Consider the following 17,652-nt stretch of genomic DNA (forward strand, 5'->3'; position numbering starts at 1 on the left):
TCTCCTCTGCGTTGGGGCAGTTCCGCTGCTGGGCTAGGCCTGTCGCTGGTGCTTGGTCTCCGCGGAGGGATCGGGCGCGGAGGGATCGGGCGCGGACGGCCCGGGCTCCAGCGTCACCTCGGGAACCTCGGCCGGCAGGTAGCGCTCCACCAGGTACTTGAACGCCGCGCCACCGATCAGCCCACCGATGATCGGTGCGACGATCGGCAACCAGAAGTAGAGGGTGCCGTTCTGGTCGAACATCGCCGTCTCGTAGCCGGTGATCCAGGACGCGAACCGGGGCCCGAAGTCACGGGCCGGGTTGATCGCGTAACCGGCGTTCGCGCCCCACGCCATGCCGATCCCGACGACGAGCAGGCCGATGACCACCGGCGTGAGGTTCGCCAGCGGCGGGTTGTTCGTCGCGGTGATCAGGGCGAAGATCACGAACACGAGGATCGCCGTGCCCACGATCTGGTCGAAGAACGCAGTGGCGATCGTGACGTTGGCGCCCTCGACGCCGTTGCCGGGCAACGTCGAGAAGATGCCCTGCGACGCGATGGTGTGCTCGGCGTCGATCCTGGCGATCAGGTCGGCGTAGACGAAGCGCACGATGATCGCGGCGACGAACGCCCCCAGCGTCTGCGCGAGCGAGAACGGCAGCACCTTGCGCCACGGGAAGCCCTTGAACGCGGCGAGCGCGATCGTGACCGCGGGGTTGAGGTGGGCGCCGGACACGCGCCCCGCCACGTAGACCCCGAGGATCACCCCGATTCCCCAGGCCCACGCGATCGAGTCGTGGTCGCCCATGCCGCCGTCGGGGTTGGTCACGACCTGAGCGACCACCCCCACGCCGAAGAGAATGAGGATCATGGTTCCGAGGAACTCTGCAATCAGTTCCCCGATGTATGAGTTCTTCACCGCTGAAGCCCTCCCCTCGATGCACCCGCTCGGATGCGGGGTGCCGCGGACGCTAGGGAGGCCGGAGGGGGCGGTCAACGCCCAGTGTTCGGCATTGTCGAACCGCCGATCGGACGAACATCACACGGGCTGCCGTAGAGTCGCGGCGTGCCGGGTGCCATCCAGTCCATCGAGCGGGCCGCGGCCGTGCTCCGGCTGCTGGGCAGCACGGACCGGCCGCTGGGGCTGAACGAGCTCGCGGCCGCCCTCGACCTGCCCCGCCCCACCGCCCACGGGATCGTCCGCACCCTGCGTGACGTGGGCTTCGTCGACCAGGACGCCTTCTCGGCCCGCTACCGGCTCGGCTCCGCGCTGCAGGAGCTCGGCCGCGGCGGCTGGGACCGCCACGACCTGCGGGCCCGCGCGATGAACTGGGCCGACTCGCTGGCCGGCAGCACCGGGCTCGCCGTGCACCTCGGCGTCGCGTCGAGGGGCGCGGTCCGCCTCGTGCACCACGTCTTCCGCCCCGACGGCACCCCGCAACGGATCCGCACCGGCGAGGAGCAGCCGCTGCACGCCACCGCGCTCGGCAAGTGCCTACTCGCGTTCGCGCCGGTCGCCACCCCGCCCGCCCGCGACCTGGACCTGCAGCCGTGGACCGGGCGCACCTGCGTGTCCGTCACCGCGCTGGAGGCCCAGCTCGCCCTCGCCAGAAGGCGGGGGTGGGCGAGCGACACGGGGGAGTACGAGTCCGGCACCGGCGGCGCGGCGGCGCCCCTGCGGGCGAGCGGCGGGATCGTGGTCGGCGCGATCGGGGTGGTCGGCCCGGTGGAGGACCTCTACGGCCTGGGCGGCGAGCTGCGCCCGTGGCTGGCGGAGCAGCTGGTGGCGGCGGCGCGGGAGATCTCGGCGGCGCTGATGGTGAGCCCGTGAAGATGTGCCCGTGTCAGCATGGCCACCTTCATGTCGTCTGGCGTCATGAAGGTGGCCATGCTGACATCCCGGCAGGGGTGGCGCCGTGAGTGAACGCGTCGTCGCTGCCATCGACCAGGGCACCACCTCCACCCGGTGCCTCCTGTTCAACCGGGCCGGGCGGATGCTCGCCGTGGCCCAGCGGGAGCACCGGCAGCACTACCCGCGGCCTGGGCTCGTGGAGCACGACGCCGCGGAGATCTGGCGCAACGTCACCCGCGTCGTGCCGGCCGCCCTCAAGAGCGCCGGGCTCACCCCGGACGACATCGTGGGGCTCGGCATCGCCAACCAGCGCGAGACCACCGTGATCTGGGACCGGCACACCGGCCTGCCGCTGGCGCGGGCGATCACCTGGCAGGACACCCGCACCGACGGCATCGTGGCGCGGCTCGTCGAGGACGGGCACGCGCCGCTGATCACGTCCATCTGCGGGTTGCCGCCCGCCACCTACTTCGCGGGCCCCCGGCTGCGCTGGCTGCTCGACCACGTGCCGGGCGCGCGGGAGAGAGCCGAGGCGGGGGACGTGCTGTTCGGCACGATGGAGAGCTGGCTCATCTGGCGGCTCACCGGCAGGCACGTCACCGACGTCACGAACGCGAGCCGCACGATGCTCATGGACGTCCGGACGCTGCAGTGGTCGGACAAGCTGCTCGACGTGCTGCGGGTGCCGCGTCGAATGCTGCCGGAGATCCGTCCCAACGCCGAGGTGTACGGCACCTGCACAACGCTGCTGCCGGGTGTGCCGGTGGCGGGGGCGCTCGGCGACCAGCAGGCCGCGCTCGTGGGCCAGGCCTGCTTCGCGCCCGGCGAGATCAAGTGCACCTACGGCACCGGTGCCTTCCTGCTGATGAACACGGGGCACCGGCTCGCCGAGTCGACGCACGGGCTGATCCCGACCGTCGGGTACCTGCTCGGGGACTCGCCCGTGTACGCCCTAGAGGGCGCGATCGCGGTCACCGGCTCGCTGGTGCAGTGGTTCCGCGACTCGCTGGGCATGATCGGCACCGCCGCCCAGATCGAGACGTTGGCCAGCACGGTCCCGGACAACGGCGGCTGCTACATCGTCCCGGCGTTCTCCGGCCTGTACTCGCCGCGCTGGCACCCCGAGGCGCGTGGCGTGATGGTCGGGCTCACGTCGTTCATCAACCGCGGGCACCTCGCCCGTGCCGTGCTGGAGGCGACGGGCTGGCAGACCCGCGAGGTGGTCGACGCGATGAACGCCGACTCGGGGGTGCCCGTCGCACGGCTGAAGGTCGACGGCGGGATGACGGCCAACCACCTGCTGATGCAGTTCGTCGCGGACGTCCTGGACGTGCCGGTGGAGCGGCCGCTCGGTTCCGAGGCCGTGTCGCTCGGGGCGGCCTACGCGGCGGGGCTCGCCGTCGGGTACTGGTCGGGTCTGGAGGTCCTGCGCGCCAACTGGCACCGCGCCGCCGCGTGGGAGCCCGCCATGGACGACGACCTGCGCCGCCGCGAGCACGAGAACTGGGGCCGCGCGGTCAACCGCAGCTACGGCTGGGTGCAGGCTCCGTCGGAGGAGTGACGCGACTCGCGTACACGGAGACCGCGACTCGCGGATCGGGATGTGCCGGGCCTCCGGGCGTCAGGCGGCGTCGCGCGGCATCGTCGTCGACCACACCGCGTCCCCGCGCAGCGCATCGGCCAGCTCGTCGAGGTCGGACACGATCAGCCGGGCGCCGGCCAGCTCGCCGGGCTCGGCGTAGCCCCAGGTCACGCCGATGGTCGGCACGCCGTGCGCCGCGGCGCCCTCGACGTCGTGGATCCGGTCGCCGACCAGCACCACCGGGTCGATCGCGGGGTCGAGACCCAGCCGCTCGAGCACCGACCCGACGACGGCGGCCTTGCCCACCCGTCCGGAGACGTGATCGGCCCCGCCCACCAGGTCGAGGTAGCTCCCGAGCCCGGTGCCGGCGACGATCTTGCGGGCCAGCTCCTCCGGCTTCGAGGTCGCGGTGGCGAGGCGCATCCCGTCCTCCCGCAGCCGCTCCAGCAGCGCCGGGATGCCGGGGTAGACCGGCGTGATCGTGGCCGCGACCGCGTCGTACGAGGCGCGGTACGCGACGATCGCCGCTGCCGTCTGCTCCTGCGTCAGGCCGAGCTCGGGGAGGGCGGTCTCGAACGGCGGGCCCACGAGCTTGAGCAACCGCGCGGCGTCCGGCACCGGGAAGCCGACTTCGGCGATGGCCGCGGCCAGGTGTTCGACGATCGTGGCTGCCGAGTCGACGAGGGTGCCGTCGACGTCGAGGAGGACGGTGCGCACTGATCGCATGGTACGTGGGGGCCCTGCGGTGGCCCCGGTGGGCGCCGTGCGGTAGGTCTGCGGGGTGCGGGAGTTGGTGCGCAAGTTCGTGGTCCGGGTCGCCATGGCCGTCGAGGGCGTCGTGCAGATGGCGGTGCTGCTCGTGCTGCGCGTGCGCGGCCGGCATCTGCCGATGATCGTGCCGTTCATCGGGCACGGCACCAGCCGGCGGGTGCGGGTGGGTGGGCGGGTCGTGCTCGGCAGGCCGGAGGCCGCGGCGCCCGCGGTGGGGGTGCCTGAGGCGCCTGCCCCGACTCCCCGGTCGCGGCGGGCGGTGCTGCGCGCGACCATCGCGCGCTTCCTCACCGTGGAGGTCCCGGGCGCGGTCGTCACGGTGCGCGGGCCGGGCGTCGCGGCGCAGATCCGCTCCGACCGCGACGGCTACCTCGACGCCGTGCTCGAGGTCGCCGAACCGCTGAGCCCGGGGTGGCACGCGTTCGAGCTGCGGCTCCGGGACGGGGCCGCGGTGTCGGCCCAGGTGCTGGTGGTCGACCCGGAGGCGAGCATCGGGCTGGTCAGCGACGTGGACGACACGATCGTGGAGACCGGCCTGACCCGGGGCATCGAGTTCGTGCGGTCCGCCCTGCTCACCCCGGTCAGCGAGCGCACGCCCCTTCCCGGCGCCGCGCCGCTCTACCGCGCGCTCGTGGAACCGGCCGGCGCGCCGAGGCGGCCCGTCTTCTACGTCTCCACGAGCCCGTGGAACCTGCACGAGATGCTGCTGGAGTACATCGTGCTGCGGCGGTTCCCGCTCGGCCCGCTGCTCCTGACCGACTGGGGGCCGTCGCGCAGCGGCATGTTCCGGATCGGGGCGCAGGAGCACAAGGGTGGGCTCGTCCGGGGGATGCTCGAGGAGCATCCCGGGCTCGGACTGGTGCTGGTGGGCGACAGCGGCCAGCTCGACCCGGAGATCTACGCGGCACTCGCCCGCGAGTTCCCGGACCGCATCCGCGCCGTATACATCCGCCGTACCCGCCACGCCCTCCCCGGCAGGATCGCGGAGGTCGACGCGCTGGCCGCCGAGGTCACGGCGGCCGGGGTGCCGATGCTCGCCGTCGACGACAGCGTGCAGATCGCCGCGCACGCGGCCACGCTCGGCCTGCTCGACGCCGCTTCGCTCGACGACGTGCAGTCCGGCTGACTCGGACGCCGGGACGTCGGACTCGCCGTGCCGGGACGTCGGACTCGCCGTGCCGGGACGTCGGACTCGCCGTGTTGGAACGTCGGACTCGCCGCGGCGGGACGGAACACCCGCGAGTCCTGCGTCGAGCACGGGCGAGTTGTGCGTCTCAGAAGCGCGAGTTCTGCGTCTCCGCGTGGCGGGCCGGGCGGCTGGTGCGGAGCTTCTGCACGTCGAAGACGCGCATCCGACCCGGGGCGGTGGCAGCGCACGTCAGCGGGCGGCCGACGGTGACGTAGCGCTCCCGCAGCAGCACCGAGCAGTCCGGCTCGGCGAGCTCGACGTGCCAGTCCGTGCTGCCGTCGGGGTGGTCGTCTGAGGTGACGTGCACGAGCCGCAGGTCGTCAACGCCGGTGGCGCCCATTGCCAGTCGGGCGTGGTGCTGCGCGGCCTGCACCGCGGGCGACATCGACGACCGTCCACGCACGGACCCCACCTCGAGGTGGCCCGCCCGGTAGGCGGCGAGCACGGCGGGCGCGCCGGCGGGGTCGAGCCCGCCGAGCGTGTAGCCGTGGGGGAGGAGCACCACGGCCGGGGCGAACCGGCACCCGCCGATGTGACTGCATTCCCAGACCGGCTCGGGATCCGCGGCGGCGAGCGCGGCGGCGACCCGACGGCCGCGGACCGCGCAGCAGGTGTCGTGCCGCCCATGGGTGCAGACGAGGACCAACGGCCCGTCGTACGGCTCTCCCTGCCGGTCGACGGCTGCGACCAGCTCCGGTTCGAGGCGGTAGGTGCCGGTGCGGACCGACTCGTGGCCCGGCCTGGCATCGACCCGCAACCAGCGGCGCGGCCCGGCCGGACGGGTGCGCCCGGGCCGGCGCACCAGCACGACCCGCCCCTCCCAGTCGGAGAGGGCGTCGGCCACATCGGCCGGCAGGGCGGTCAGGGCCTGACGGGGCCACGGGCCGGGGTGCTCGACCAGCAGCCACCGGTCCGCCTGCGGTGCGGTGCCTTCGAGCGCGTCGCCCGCTGCACCGGCGGCGAACGAGCAGCGGGGCCAACCGCCCGTCACGGCCTCGTCCATCGACGAAGGCTACCCACCCGAGTGCCGGTTACCCGGTCGAGCGCTCGGCGGAGGCCGCGGAACTCCGGCTCGGCTAGGCTCGTTGAGGCGGTGGTAAAGACTTGGTAATGAAGATCGAACGGGATGGGAGCGAGGCGTGCTCGAGATCAGCGGGCTCACCTGGGCGGTGACGATCGGCTTGGTCGTCGCGCTGCTCGCGATCGACCTGGTGCTGGCCGCCGTACGGCCGCATCGCGTCGGCTTCCGCGAGGCCACCGCCTGGTCGGTCTTCTACATCCTGGTGGCGGTCGCGTTCGGTGTCTGGTTCGCGATGGCCTACGGCGGCGACGCCGGCACCCAGTACTTCGCCGGTTACATCGTCGAGAAGAGCCTCTCGGTCGACAACCTGTTCGTTTTCGTGATCATCATGACGACGTTCGCGGTGCCCGAGGAGCACCAGCACAAGGTGCTGACGTTCGGCATCATCCTGGCGCTGATCATGCGCGCGATCTTCATCGCGCTCGGCGCCACGCTGCTGTCGCTGTTCTCGTTCATGTTCCTGCTGTTCGGCCTGCTGCTGATCTACACGGCGGTGCAGCTGTTCCGCCACCGCGACGAGGACCCCGACGTCGAGGACAACGCCGTCGTGCGCACCGCGAACCGGGTGCTGCCGATCACCGACGACTACGTCGGCGGCAAGCTGCTCACGAAGGTCGACGGCCGCCGGATGTTCACGCCGCTGTTCATCGTGCTCCTCGCCATCGGCAGCATCGACCTGCTGTTCGCGCTCGACTCGATCCCCGCGGTCTTCGGTGTCACCGAGGAGGCCTACATCGTCTTCGTGGCCAACGCGTTCGCCCTGCTCGGCCTGCGTGCCCTGTACTTCCTGGTGAAGGGCCTGCTCGACCGGCTCGTCTACCTCTCCACCGGCCTGGCGATCATCCTCGGCTTCATCGGGATCAAGCTGATCCTGCACTGGGCGCACGAGGACATCTCGACCGCCATCCCCGAGATCACCACGCCGATCAGCCTCGGTGTGATCATCGGCGTGTTGGTGATCGTCACGGTGGCGAGCCTGATCAAGACCCGCAACGACCCGACGCTCACGGCGCACGCCGGCTCCCTCCGGGCGCACAAGCCCGCTCCCGCGGAGGAGCGGGATTGAGGTCGTTCGCCAGATCCGGCATCAGGCGTCCGGCCGGGACCCCCTGACGCGTGGAGCGCTGACCGCTACGCGGATCCGCGTACGTGCGGCACGTCCGCTGCGCGGGTTCGCGTACGTCCCGAGCCGTTCCTGAGCGGACGCCGATCCCGGCCGTGCCACGGATGATCGCGTCATGTCGAACGAGCGCGCGGACGAAGCGGGCCGGCGCCGGCGGTGGGTCGTCGCGACCTGCGTCGCCCTGGTGCTGGCGGCGGTCGGTGATGCCGGCCCGGAGATCATCGGGTCCGGCAGCCTGGTGGCCGGTTACGACGGGCCGGGGCCGCTGATCTACCTCGCCTTCGCCGTGGTCGTCGCGACGGTGCGGTGGCGGTTCGCGCCCCTGCTGGCGGTTGCGATGTCCGCCTTCTTCGTCTTCGGCGGGTTGGCCGACGCGGACTTCGCGAGCCGGCTCACCTCCCCGCCCGGGGGCGCGTCCGTCGCGGCGTGGCTCCAGATGCTCGGCTTCGTGGCGGCGATGGTCTGCGGGACGGCCGCCGTGCGCTTCCCGCGGGCCGGCTCGGCTCCCCGCCCACGGTGACGGCAGCTCGGTACGGGCCAACAGCAGCGAGGGGAGAACGGTGATGAGCACGATCGCGGCGCGATTCTCGGCGACGCCGAGGAGCACGAAACTGTCGTTGTCCGGGCTGGCGGTCGGCGTGCTGGGCCTGGTCGTCCAGTGGATCGCCGACCCGGCCGAGTTCCCCGGGTTCCCGCCGGGGATCGTCTTCATCGCCGTGTGCGCCGCCCTGGTGGTGGCAGCGTCCGGCCGCTGGTGGGCGCCCGTCTTCTCGGTGCTGATCTCGCTGTGGATCCTCCTCGGCGGGTTGGCGGCCGGCATGCTGACCGCCAACCTCCTCTCGGGGGATGCGGGAACGGTCGCCGGCAACGTGGTGATGTCGCTCGGGCTGGCGGTCGCCGCCGTTGCGGGGGTCGTCGCAATGCTCGCCGCCCGGCGGGCTCGGGCCTAGCGGGGCACTAGATCCCGTAGCGCCAGATGGTCAGGGCGTAGCCGCCGAACCAGGCCGAGGCGAGCGTGGCGGCGGCCACCACCGCCACGGCGGTGCCGGGCCGGCGCCGGGCCAGGCCGGACGCCACCGGGAGCAGCAGCACGAACGCCGGGATGAGCAGCCGCAGCTTGGCGTTCATCAGGCCGTGGGTGCCCCACACGGGCAGCACCACGAGCGCGGCGTGGACGACCAGCGGCCACGGTGTCCGCTGCGTCACCGCGAGGCCGAGCAGGACGAGGCTGCCGACGAGCGCGAGCACGGTGACGGCGTCGAACACGCGCTCGCCGCCGGCGAGCACGCCCCCGATGTAGCGGGCGGTGGCGGCGCCTCCGTCGAGGTACCAGCCCCAGCCGCTGCGCTGGATGCGGAACCAGCCGTCGACCGCACCGGTGCGTGCGGCGACCCACCCGAGGTAGCCGACGAGGCCGGTGCCCGCGAGCAGGCCGCCCATCCACGGGCGCCACCCGCCGCGGCGGGTGAGCACGGCCGCGAGCGCGGCCAGGCCGACCGCGGCCACCACGGCGGAACCGGTCGGCCGCACGAGCCCGGCCGCGGCCGCGCAGAGCCCGGCGAGCAACCACTGCTCCCGGAGCACCCCGACCAGCGCCCACGCCACCAGCGCGCAGAACAGCGCCTCCGTGTAGGCCATCGACAGCACGACGCTCATCGGCGTGGCCGCGAACAGGGCGGTGAGCAGCAGGCCGGTCCGCCGGGACCCGCCGGGCACGAGCTCCCCGATCCGCGTCGTCCCGTACGCGGCCGCCACCCCGGCCGCGGCCGCGACGAGCAGGCCGGCGCCGACGAGGTTGCCGCCGGTCAGCACGCCGACCGCGGCGACGAGCAGCGGATATCCCGGGAAGAAGCCGAGCGGGGTGTCCGGGGTGTGGTTGCCGAACGCGTCGAGCATGTCGGTGGGGACGCCGTCGTAGCCGTGCTCGGCGATCGCGAGCAGCCACGACGCGTCCCAGCTCGTGAGCTCGGGCACCAGCTGCGAGCCGCCGGCCATCAGGGCGAGCACGGCGACACCGACCGCACGGACTCCGAGGTAGACGCCGGCAGGCGCGAGCGCGTGCGCGATCCGGGGCCATGCGGGCGCGCCGGTGCGGGGCACGCTCTCGGCCGCGGTCATCGCGTCTCCTCTCGTCGCGAGGATCCTCCCGGATCCGCGATCCCAACCGCCCGGCGGTCCGCGGGGTCATAGGTCGTGTGCCGAGGAGGAGAACGCGATGACGGATGCGCGGTTCGAGGCCGAGTACGGCGAGTCGTGGGACGCGGAGCGCCGGGCGCTCGCCGGGCCGCTGGTGGTCGAGGAGGCACGTCGTCGTCATGCGGCAGGCGAGCCGTACGCCGTGCTGCTCGGGACCGCCGGGCGACCCCGCGTGCTGCTCGAGGTGGAGGGGCGGAAGGACGAGATCGCGGGCTGGTGCTTCGACGGCGAGGTGCGCCGCGCGTGGCTGTTCGAGTTCCGGGTGCTCGGTCCGGACCGGATGGCCCTGCTCAGGATGGCCGAGTGGCACTACGCCGATGCGGACCGGCCCGAGTTCGACGCGACGTCGCCGTGCTGCCTCACGACCTTCGACGGGGGCGGTGGACCGGTCACGCAACCGATCGGGGCGCCGGAGGCGCAGTTCCGCACGCTCGAGTCGTTCGAGCGGTGGGCCGAGCCGCCTGCGTTCGCGGCTTGGGCACCCCTCGCCGTCTTCATGCTCGGCCTGCCGCCCCAGCGGGAGCGGCACCGGGTCGTCGGCCCGGCCGACCGCGAGTACCCGACGCCCCGCTCGGCACCGGAACCGCGTTCCCGACCGGAGCCCGCGCCGGGCCCGGCGACGCCCACGGCGTTCGTTCCGCCCGGGTGCTACAGCCAGGAGCCGTTCTGGAGGGGCCACGCGCCCGAGGTCGTCGTCGAGACCCGTCCGGTGGGCCTGCTCCGGATGCCGACCGGTCACCTCGTCGCGGCGGGTCCCGGCACACTGGACGACGTCGAGGCGTTCGGCGTCGCCGTCCCGCGTGGGCACCACCCGGTGACGCTCGTGGTCTCGTGGTTCGTCGACGCCCCCGACATCGTCATGGGGGCCGGGTGCCGCATCGATGTGAAGGACGCCCCGGTCGTGTCCTGGGAGCAGGCGCTGTGCCCCGGCCAGGACCCGGGCACGCTCTGCGAAGGCTCGTACTTCGGTGTGCGCGCCGAGGCCGGGATGCTCTGCTTCTTCGACGCCGAGGCACTCCCCGGGCTCGCCGAGCTCACCGCGGACCGGGACGAGCCGCGGGGGGTGTGGGGCGAGCTGTGCAGGACCGTCGAGCGCGACGGGAGCGCCGAGATGGTGGATCCCGCGACCGGGACGAACGTGCTCGCCTTCCCGATCGGCTGGGGCGACGAGGTCTACCCGGTGTGGATCGGTCGCGACGCCGAGGGCGACGTCGCCTGCGTGCTGGCCGACGGCCTGGTCCTCGAGGACGCGACGTACCTCGGACCCGTCGAGTGATCGACAGAACGCCTCCGGAGGTCCAAGCTAGGGCGCCGGATCGTCGAGGATCGGGGGCGCGGGTGACGGGATCGGGCGACGGGGCGACCCCGTTGCTGCAGGCACGGGACCTGCACAAGAGCTACGGCTCGGTGCAGGCGCTGCGCGGGGCCTGGTTCGACCTCGCCGCCGGTGAGGTGGTCGCCCTCATCGGCGACAACGGGGCCGGCAAGTCCACGCTGGTCAAGTGCCTGTCCGGGGTCGAGCAGCCGGACTCGGGGGAGATCCTCATCGCGGGGGAGCCCGTGGTGCTGGACTCGCCGACGGCCGCGCGCTCCCGCGGCATCGAGACGGCCTACCAGGATCTCGCGGTGGCCCCCGACCTCGACCCGGCCGCCAACCTGTTCCTCGGCCGCGAGCTGCGCCGCCCCGGCCTGCTGGGCGCGCTGGGCATGCTGGACAAGGCGGCGATGCGCAGGCAGGCGGCCGAGCAGTTCGCGCGGCTCGGCGTGACACTGCAGGACATCGACGTCCCGATCGGGTCGCTGTCCGGGGGCCAGCGGCAGAGCGTCGCGGTGGCCCGCTCGGTGGTGTGGGCCAGCCGCGTCGTGTTCCTCGACGAGCCGACGGCCGCGCTCGGAGTGGTGCAGCGCGAACGGGTGCTCGACGTCGTGCGCAAGGTGCGCGACACCGGCGTCGCGGTCGTGCTGATCAGCCACAACATGCCAGAGGTCCTCGCCGTGGCCGACCGGATCGAGGTGCTGCGCCTCGGCACGCGGGTGGCCCGCTTCAGCGCGGCGGACGCCACGCTCGAACAGCTGGTCGGCGCCATGACCGGCGCGCTCGTGCCCGAGGAGGAGCGGTGACCGACATCGAGGTCCGCGCCCCCGCCCAGCGCCCGCTCGTGCAGCGGCTGGTCGGCGTGTCCACGTTCTGGATCGCGCTGGTGCTGGTGGCGCTGTGCGTGCTGTTCAGCGCACTGCGCCCCGACGCGTTCCCCACCCTGTTCACGTTCCAGACGCTGCTGATCGAGGCGTCGGTGCTGCTGGTGCTCGCCGTCGGGATGACGTTCGTGATCATCACCGCCGGCATCGACCTGTCGGTCGGCTCGGTGCTGGTGTTCTCCGGGGTCGTCGCGGCCCAGCTGATGGAGGCGCTGAGCGGTGGCGACGCGACCGCTGCCGGGCCCGGCGTCGTGATCGCCGGGCTGGTCGCCGCGCTCGTCGGCGGGGGCGGGTGGGGCCTGCTCAACGGGCTGCTCGTCGCCATGGCGCGGATCCCGCCGCTGATCGTCACGCTCGGGTCGTTCGGCGCCGCGCTCGGCGCCGCCCAGCTGATCACCGACGGCGTTGACGTGCGGACGGTGCCGCGGATCCTCCGCGACGGGCTGGGGTTCGGCCAGACCGCGCAGGTGCCGCACATGGTGGCGCTGGCCGCCGTCGTGACGCTGGCGGGCGCGTGGTTGCTGCACACCACCCGGTTCGGCCGCCGGACCTTCGCGGTCGGGTCGAACGCCGAGGCGGCGCGGCGGGCCGGCATCCCGGTGCGGGGTCACCTCGTGCGCGTCTACACCGGGGTCGGCCTGCTGTCCGGCCTGGCCGGCTTCATGTCCCTGGCCTACTTCGGCACCACGACGATCAGCGGGCACTCGACGGACAACCTGAACGCGATCGCCGCGGTCGTGCTGGGCGGCACGAGCCTGTTCGGCGGCGTCGGCTCGGTGTTCGGCACGGTGATCGGTGTGTTCATCCCGGCGGTGCTCAGCAAGGGTTTCGTCATCGTCGGGGTGCAGCAGTTCTGGCAGCCGGTGGCGATCAGCGCGGTGCTGGTGGCGGCCGTGTGGTTCGACCAGATGCGGCGGCGGTCGCGGGACCGCGGGTGAGGAGGAGCGCCATGAGCGAGCGTGCGAGCGAATCGGTGACACAGCGGCGGCGCGAAGCGTCGGCCGAGCGCAGCGAGGCCGTGCGATGAGGCGCACACGGGTGGGCGTGGCGGCAGTGGTGGCGGCGGCTGCGCTGCTGGCGGCCGGTTGCGGCGGCAGCGGAGCGTGTCAGATGGTCTGTGTAACAAGATCCTCTTGAGTTGAGGAGTACACAGATGACCATGACCGGTGAGCCACGGGCTGGCCATCCTCTCGGCGCCGACGATGATGCCGGGCCGGTGACCGCGCGGGACGCGGTGAACAGCATGATCGAGGCCGGCCTGCTGGATCAGCTCATGTCCCAGGTCGATGCGGGCGAGCTCGCCTTGACCGGCGATGGTGGTTTCCTCCCGGAGATGATCAAAGCGGTGCTCGAACGCGGCTTGGCGGTCGAGCAGACCGCGCACCTGGGCTACGAGAAAGGCGACCCGGCCGGGCGTGGGACGCCGAACTCGCGCAACGGCACCAGCCCGAAGACGGTGGCCACCGAGGTCGGCGACGTGGCCCTGGACGTTCCGCGGGACCGGTCTGGCACGTTCGAACCGCGCCTGGTGCCGAAGGGTTCGCGGCGCACCGGCGGCCTGGATGAGATGATCATCTCGCTGTATGCGGGTGGGATGACCGTGCGCGACATCGCCCACCACCTGCAGCGCACGATCGGCACCGAGCTGTCCCACGACACCATCTCCAAGATCACCGACTCGGTGTTGGAGGAGGTGAAGGCCTGGCAGTCCCGCCCGCTGGAGGAGATCTACCCGATCGTCTACCTGGACGCGCTGGTGATCAAAGTGCGGGACGGGCACCAGGTCCGCAACCGGTCCGCGCACCTGGCCGTCGGGGTCGACCTCGACGGCGTCAAGCACGTGCTCGGGATCTGGGTGCAGGCAGCCGAGGGGGCGAAGTTCTGGGCCGGGGTGTGCGCCGAGCTGCGCAACCGCGGCGTGCGGGACGTGCTGATCGTGTGTTGCGACGGGCTGAGCGGATTCCCCGAGGCCATCGAAGCGACCTGGCCGCAGAGCATCGTGCAGACCTGCACGGTGCACCTGCTGCGCGCGGCGATGCGGTTCGTCTCCTACGCCGACCGCAAGAAGGTCGCCGCGGCGCTGCGGCCGATCTACACCGCCCCCACCGACGAGATCGCCCGCACCGAGTTGGACAGCTTCGCCAGCTCCAGCCTCGGCAAGAAGTACCCGGCCGCCGTGGCGACCTGGGTGAACGCCTGGGAGCGGTTCATCCCGTTCCTGGCGTTCCCACCCGAGCTCCGGAAGATCATCTACACGACGAACGCGATCGAGTCGCTGAACTACCAACTTCGGAAGATCATCAAGAACCGGGGGCACTTCCCGAACGACGACGCCGCGATCAAGTTGCTGTGGCTGGCGATCCGCGACATTGAGGACAAACGCGCCCGCGCCCGGGCGAAGGAGAAGGGCCTACCAGCCAACGAACGCAAGGCCCCGGGCCGGCTGGTCGAAGGCGCCGTCGTCCAGGGCTGGAAACAGGCCCTCGGCTCGCTCGCCCTGGCCTACCCCGAGCGCATCAACCCCTACCTGACCTGACCGATTCCTAGATCGACTTACACAGACTTCTTGACAGGCCCCGGCAGCGGGACGATCGGCCAGAGCCCGGGAGGCGGGTCGGCGCCCCCGGCCAACAAGAACCTGGTGCTCCTGCCGGGCGTCAAGGCCGAGCCGTTCTACATCTCGATGCAGTGCGGGGCCGAGGCGGAGGCGGCCAAGCTCGGCTACCAGCTCCAGACCCAGGCCCCCGACCAGTTCGAGGCGGGGCTGCAGACCCCGATCGTCACCGGCGTGCTCGCCACGCGCCCGGCCGGTGTGCTGATCGCGCCCACGGACGACGTGGCGCTCGCCAACCCGATGACCCAGCTCAAGGACGCGGGCATCAAGGTCGTCGAGGTGGACACCCGCCTGCAGGACGAGTCGGTGGCGCTGGCGACCGTGTCGTCGAACAACGAGCAGGGCGGGCAGCTCGCCGCGCAGACGGTGGCCCAGCTGATCGGGGACAAGGGCAAGGTGCTGGTGCTCAACACGAAGGCCGGCACGTCGACCACCGACGCAAGGGCCAAGGGCTTCGAGGACGAGATCGCCAAGCACCCGGGCATCACCTACCTGGGGCAGGAGTACACCGACAACCAGCCGGCCGTGGCGGCGCAGAAGGTCACGGCCAAGCTGGCGAGCGACCCCGACCTCGCCGCGGTGTTCGCCACCAACCTCAACACGGGCGAGGGCGCGGCCACCGGGCTGCGCAACGCCGGCAAGACCGACCAGGTCCGCCTCGTCGGGTTCGACGCGAGCCCGAAGCAGGTCGAGGGCATGCGGTCGGGCGAGGTGACGGCCTTGATCGCGCAGGACCCGGCCACGATCGGGCGGGACGGCGTGCAGCAGGTCGTCGCGGCCATCGAGGGCAAGCCGGTGCAGCGGGAGATCCAGACCGACCTGATCGCGATCACCCGGGACGACATGGACTCGAAGTCGCAGTACTTCTACAAGACGGCCTGCTGACCGGGCCTAACGTCCGCCCGGCGGGATCCGAGTTCCCCGCCATGACCACCCTCGACGCCCGCGAGCTGTACCGGCGTGCGTCCGCGGAGTTCGGCGCGCGCGTCCACCGGGTCGGCGACCGGTGGACCGCGCCGACCCCGTGCGCGGGCTGGGACGTCCGCGAGCTGGTGCGGCATCTCGTCGACGAGGAGATGTGGGCCCCTCCGCTCCTCGGTGGGGCGACGATCGCGGACGTCGGTGACCGGCTCGCCGGGGACCAGCTCGGTGAGGACCCGGTCGCGGCCGTGGACGGCGCGGCGCGGCTGGCCGTCGCGGCGGTCGAGTCGGAGGACGCCCTCACCCGCACCGTGCACCTCTCGTTCGGCGACGTACCCGGGCAGGAGTACGTCCTGCAGCTCGCCGCCGACCACCTCGTGCACGCCTGGGACCTCGGGCAGGCGCTGGGGGAGGACTCCGCGCTCGACGCCGAGGCCGTCGCGACCGTCCGCGAGTGGTTCCGGTCGGTCGAGCCGGTCTACCGCCGGGCGGGCGTCATCGGGCCCCGCGCCGCCGTGGCCGACGCCGCCGGACCGCAGGACGAGCTGCTCGCGATGTTCGGGCGGAGCCCCGCGCTCGCGGCGGTGCAGCGGTTCAACGCCGCGTTCGGCTCGAAGGACGTCGACGCGATCATGGCGGCGATGACGCCCGACTGCGTCTTCGAGGACACGACCGCTCCGGACGGCACCCGCCACGTCGGTGCGGCCGCGGTGCGCGCGGCGTGGACGGCGCTGTTCACCGGGGCCCCGGACGCGATCTTCACGGTGGAGGAGCTGATCGGGGCCGGGGACCGGGTCGTGCAGCGGTGGCGCTACGAGTGGGGCGACGGGCACGTCCGCGGGGTGGACGTGTTCACGGTGCGGGATGCGCGGGTCGCCGAGAAGCTGTCGTACGTGAAGGGATGACCTTCTCGCCCCTGCTCTCGCCCCTGCTCCCGCCCGTCCTCGTCATCCGATCAGGGACTCGATCACGTCGGCGGCGGCCGGAGCCCCGCCGGCGGCCCTGGCGATCTTCTTCTGCTCGGCGCACCGGGCCGCGACGTCCTTCGACGAGGCGACCCGCAGCACTGCCGAACGCAGTCGCTCCGGGGTGACCTCATCGGCCGGCAGGTGCTCGCCGACCCCGAGCTCGGCGAGCCGTGGGCCGTTGACGAACTGGTCGGCCGCCTGCGGCACGGCGACCATCGGGACGCCGTGCCACAGGCCCTCCGAGCAGCCGCCCATCCCGGCGTGCGTGACGAACGCCGACGCGTGCGCGAGCAGGGCGAGCTGTGGCACCCACTCCCGGACGATGACGTCGTCGGGGATCTCGCCGAGCGCGGTCACGTCGACGTACGGGCCGACGGCCAGCACGGTCGTCCAGCCGGTGCCGTGCATGGCGGTGATGCAGTCCCGCCAGAACCCCGGCCGGTCGTTGTAGGCCGATCCGAGCGAGACCAGCAACAGCGGGCGATCCGACCCCGTCCCGAGATCGGCGAGCGACCCCTGGTGGGAGCGGTCGCCGATCACCGGCCCGACGAACGTGTAGCGGGTCCGGTCGACGCGGTCGAGGTTGGGCTGCATCGCCTCGGGGATCAGCACCACCGACCGGTCCGGTGGGCCGAGGAACTCCCGGTTCCCGAGCCCGACACCGACCTCGTCCAGCCAGGCGTCCATCTCGGACTGCCAGGCCAGACCCTCCGGAGTCTCGTAGAACGCGTAGGCCTCGGCGAAGTCCTCCTCGAAGGTGTCCCAGGCGACCATGTGCGGGGCCAGCTCGACCCGCGGCAGCCCGTGCACCCGGGACAGCGCGTGGCCGGCCCAGCCGCTGCCGTCGTAGCAGACGATGTCCGGCAGGTCGCCGGCCAGCGCGGAGCTGATCTGCGCGTACGCGGAGCGGGCCTCGTCGGAGAAGAGCCGCATCGCCTCGATCCCGCCTTCGGGCCACTGCTCGCCCTTCGCCGGGTCGGGAAGGTCGGTGCGGATCAGCAGCGGGGTCGCGCCGGTGGCGGCGACGGCTTCGACGAAACGGTCCGGGACGGGGTAGGTCACGCGGTGGCCGCGGGCGACCAGCTCGGCCATCACGGGCAGGTTGGGGTGGACGTGGCCGTGCGCGGCCGAGGTGGACATGAGGACGTGGCTCATCGGAACTCCTGGTTCGGAAC

General features: G+C 72.5%; 17 protein-coding genes. 12 read left to right on the top strand and 5 right to left on the bottom strand.

The window, feature by feature from the left end:
• Positions 1-33 precede the first annotated feature (33 nt).
• Positions 34-921, bottom strand: coding sequence for an MIP/aquaporin family protein (locus FB388_RS02770; protein WP_425468548.1), 888 nt, complete (start codon positions 919-921; stop codon positions 34-36).
• A 126-nt stretch (positions 922-1,047) separates the two neighbouring features.
• Here FB388_RS02770 and FB388_RS02775 point away from each other — a divergent pair, with 126 nt between their 5' ends.
• Both FB388_RS02775 and glpK read left to right on the top strand, forming a co-directional pair.
• The gene (locus FB388_RS02775; RefSeq protein ID WP_142096440.1) at positions 1,048-1,812 is read left to right on the top strand and encodes an IclR family transcriptional regulator; all 765 of its coding nucleotides are present in this window, start codon (positions 1,048-1,050) and stop codon (positions 1,810-1,812) included.
• 85 nt (positions 1,813-1,897) lie between these two features.
• Positions 1,898-3,394, top strand: a complete 1,497-nt coding sequence (gene glpK / locus FB388_RS02780; protein ID WP_142096444.1) for a glycerol kinase GlpK — start codon at positions 1,898-1,900, stop codon at positions 3,392-3,394.
• A gap of 60 nt (positions 3,395-3,454) precedes the next feature.
• Here glpK and FB388_RS02785 read toward each other — a convergent pair whose 3' ends face one another.
• A complete protein-coding gene (locus FB388_RS02785; protein WP_246121533.1) occupies positions 3,455-4,132 on the bottom strand; it encodes an HAD hydrolase-like protein in 678 nt (225 codons plus the stop codon).
• A gap of 64 nt (positions 4,133-4,196) precedes the next feature.
• Between FB388_RS02785 and FB388_RS02790 the strand changes: the two genes are divergently transcribed.
• Positions 4,197-5,312 carry an App1 family protein phosphatidate phosphatase gene (locus FB388_RS02790; RefSeq protein ID WP_142096463.1) on the top strand — a complete coding sequence of 372 codons (1,116 nt, stop codon included), beginning with the start codon at positions 4,197-4,199 and terminating at the stop codon, positions 5,310-5,312.
• Positions 5,313-5,460: 148 nt separating this feature from the next.
• On the opposite strand, the gene FB388_RS02795 is transcribed toward FB388_RS02790, so the two are convergent.
• Positions 5,461-6,378, bottom strand: a complete 918-nt coding sequence (locus FB388_RS02795) for a ferredoxin family protein (protein ID WP_142096466.1) — start codon at positions 6,376-6,378, stop codon at positions 5,461-5,463.
• Positions 6,379-6,514: 136 nt separating this feature from the next.
• On the opposite strand from FB388_RS02795, the gene FB388_RS02800 reads away from it, so the two are divergent.
• The 3 genes from FB388_RS02800 to FB388_RS02810 all read left to right on the top strand — a co-directional run bounded on the left by FB388_RS02800 (position 6,515) and on the right by FB388_RS02810 (position 8,529).
• Entirely contained in the window at positions 6,515-7,522 is a 1,008-nt protein-coding gene (locus FB388_RS02800; RefSeq protein ID WP_142096469.1) for a TerC family protein, read from the top strand.
• A gap of 172 nt (positions 7,523-7,694) precedes the next feature.
• Complete coding sequence (locus FB388_RS02805) at positions 7,695-8,099, top strand: hypothetical protein (protein ID WP_142096472.1); 405 nt, start codon at positions 7,695-7,697, stop codon at positions 8,097-8,099.
• Between the two features lie 43 nt (positions 8,100-8,142).
• The gene (locus FB388_RS02810; protein WP_142096475.1) at positions 8,143-8,529 is read left to right on the top strand and encodes a hypothetical protein; all 387 of its coding nucleotides are present in this window, start codon (positions 8,143-8,145) and stop codon (positions 8,527-8,529) included.
• Between the two features lie 7 nt (positions 8,530-8,536).
• On the opposite strand, the gene FB388_RS02815 is transcribed toward FB388_RS02810, so the two are convergent.
• Positions 8,537-9,697 carry a hypothetical protein gene (locus tag FB388_RS02815; protein ID WP_170225446.1) on the bottom strand — a complete coding sequence of 387 codons (1,161 nt, stop codon included), beginning with the start codon at positions 9,695-9,697 and terminating at the stop codon, positions 8,537-8,539.
• A gap of 97 nt (positions 9,698-9,794) precedes the next feature.
• On the opposite strand from FB388_RS02815, the gene FB388_RS02820 reads away from it, so the two are divergent.
• The 6 genes from FB388_RS02820 (at position 9,795) to FB388_RS02845 (ending at position 16,414) form a co-directional block, all read left to right on the top strand.
• Positions 9,795-11,051, top strand: a complete 1,257-nt coding sequence (locus FB388_RS02820; protein ID WP_142096478.1) for a DUF4241 domain-containing protein — start codon at positions 9,795-9,797, stop codon at positions 11,049-11,051.
• A 62-nt stretch (positions 11,052-11,113) separates the two neighbouring features.
• A complete protein-coding gene (locus tag FB388_RS02825; protein ID WP_170225447.1) occupies positions 11,114-11,896 on the top strand; it encodes an ATP-binding cassette domain-containing protein in 783 nt (260 codons plus the stop codon).
• Entirely contained in the window at positions 11,893-12,912 is a 1,020-nt protein-coding gene (locus FB388_RS02830; protein WP_142096482.1) for an ABC transporter permease, read from the top strand. Before FB388_RS02825 ends, FB388_RS02830 begins: the two co-directional genes overlap by 4 nt.
• Before the next feature lie 221 nt (positions 12,913-13,133).
• Positions 13,134-14,510 carry an IS256 family transposase gene (locus FB388_RS02835; protein WP_142102488.1) on the top strand — a complete coding sequence of 459 codons (1,377 nt, stop codon included), beginning with the start codon at positions 13,134-13,136 and terminating at the stop codon, positions 14,508-14,510.
• A 30-nt stretch (positions 14,511-14,540) separates the two neighbouring features.
• Complete coding sequence (locus FB388_RS02840) at positions 14,541-15,473, top strand: ABC transporter substrate-binding protein (protein WP_246121535.1); 933 nt, start codon at positions 14,541-14,543, stop codon at positions 15,471-15,473.
• A 41-nt stretch (positions 15,474-15,514) separates the two neighbouring features.
• Positions 15,515-16,414 (top strand): TIGR03086 family metal-binding protein, encoded by a 900-nt coding sequence (locus tag FB388_RS02845; RefSeq protein ID WP_142096488.1) that lies wholly within the window; start codon positions 15,515-15,517, stop codon positions 16,412-16,414.
• 42 nt (positions 16,415-16,456) lie between these two features.
• Here FB388_RS02845 and FB388_RS02850 read toward each other — a convergent pair whose 3' ends face one another.
• The gene (locus FB388_RS02850) at positions 16,457-17,632 is read right to left on the bottom strand and encodes a macrolide family glycosyltransferase (RefSeq protein WP_142096491.1); all 1,176 of its coding nucleotides are present in this window, start codon (positions 17,630-17,632) and stop codon (positions 16,457-16,459) included.
• Positions 17,633-17,652: the final 20 nt, after the last annotated feature.

It is taken from the genome of Pseudonocardia cypriaca (genome assembly GCF_006717045.1).
In the GTDB taxonomy this organism is placed as follows: Bacteria; Actinomycetota; Actinomycetes; order Mycobacteriales; family Pseudonocardiaceae; genus Pseudonocardia; species Pseudonocardia cypriaca.

Bases quoted from the DNA above. Each gene is read 5' to 3' on its own strand.
- FB388_RS02820 (WP_142096478.1), top strand. From the start codon at position 9,795: ATGACGGATGCGCGGTTCGAGGCCGAGTACGGCGAGTCGTGGGACGCG.
- FB388_RS02805 (WP_142096472.1), top strand. From the start codon at position 7,695: ATGTCGAACGAGCGCGCGGACGAAGCGGGCCGGCGCCGGCGGTGGGTC.
- FB388_RS02845 (WP_142096488.1), top strand. From the start codon at position 15,515: ATGACCACCCTCGACGCCCGCGAGCTGTACCGGCGTGCGTCCGCGGAG.
- FB388_RS02795 (WP_142096466.1), bottom strand. From the start codon at position 6,378: ATGGACGAGGCCGTGACGGGCGGTTGGCCCCGCTGCTCGTTCGCCGCC.
- FB388_RS02850 (WP_142096491.1), bottom strand. From the start codon at position 17,632: ATGAGCCACGTCCTCATGTCCACCTCGGCCGCGCACGGCCACGTCCAC.
- FB388_RS02810 (WP_142096475.1), top strand. From the start codon at position 8,143: ATGAGCACGATCGCGGCGCGATTCTCGGCGACGCCGAGGAGCACGAAA.
- FB388_RS02815 (WP_170225446.1), bottom strand. From the start codon at position 9,697: ATGACCGCGGCCGAGAGCGTGCCCCGCACCGGCGCGCCCGCATGGCCC.
- FB388_RS02835 (WP_142102488.1), top strand. From the start codon at position 13,134: ATGACCGGTGAGCCACGGGCTGGCCATCCTCTCGGCGCCGACGATGAT.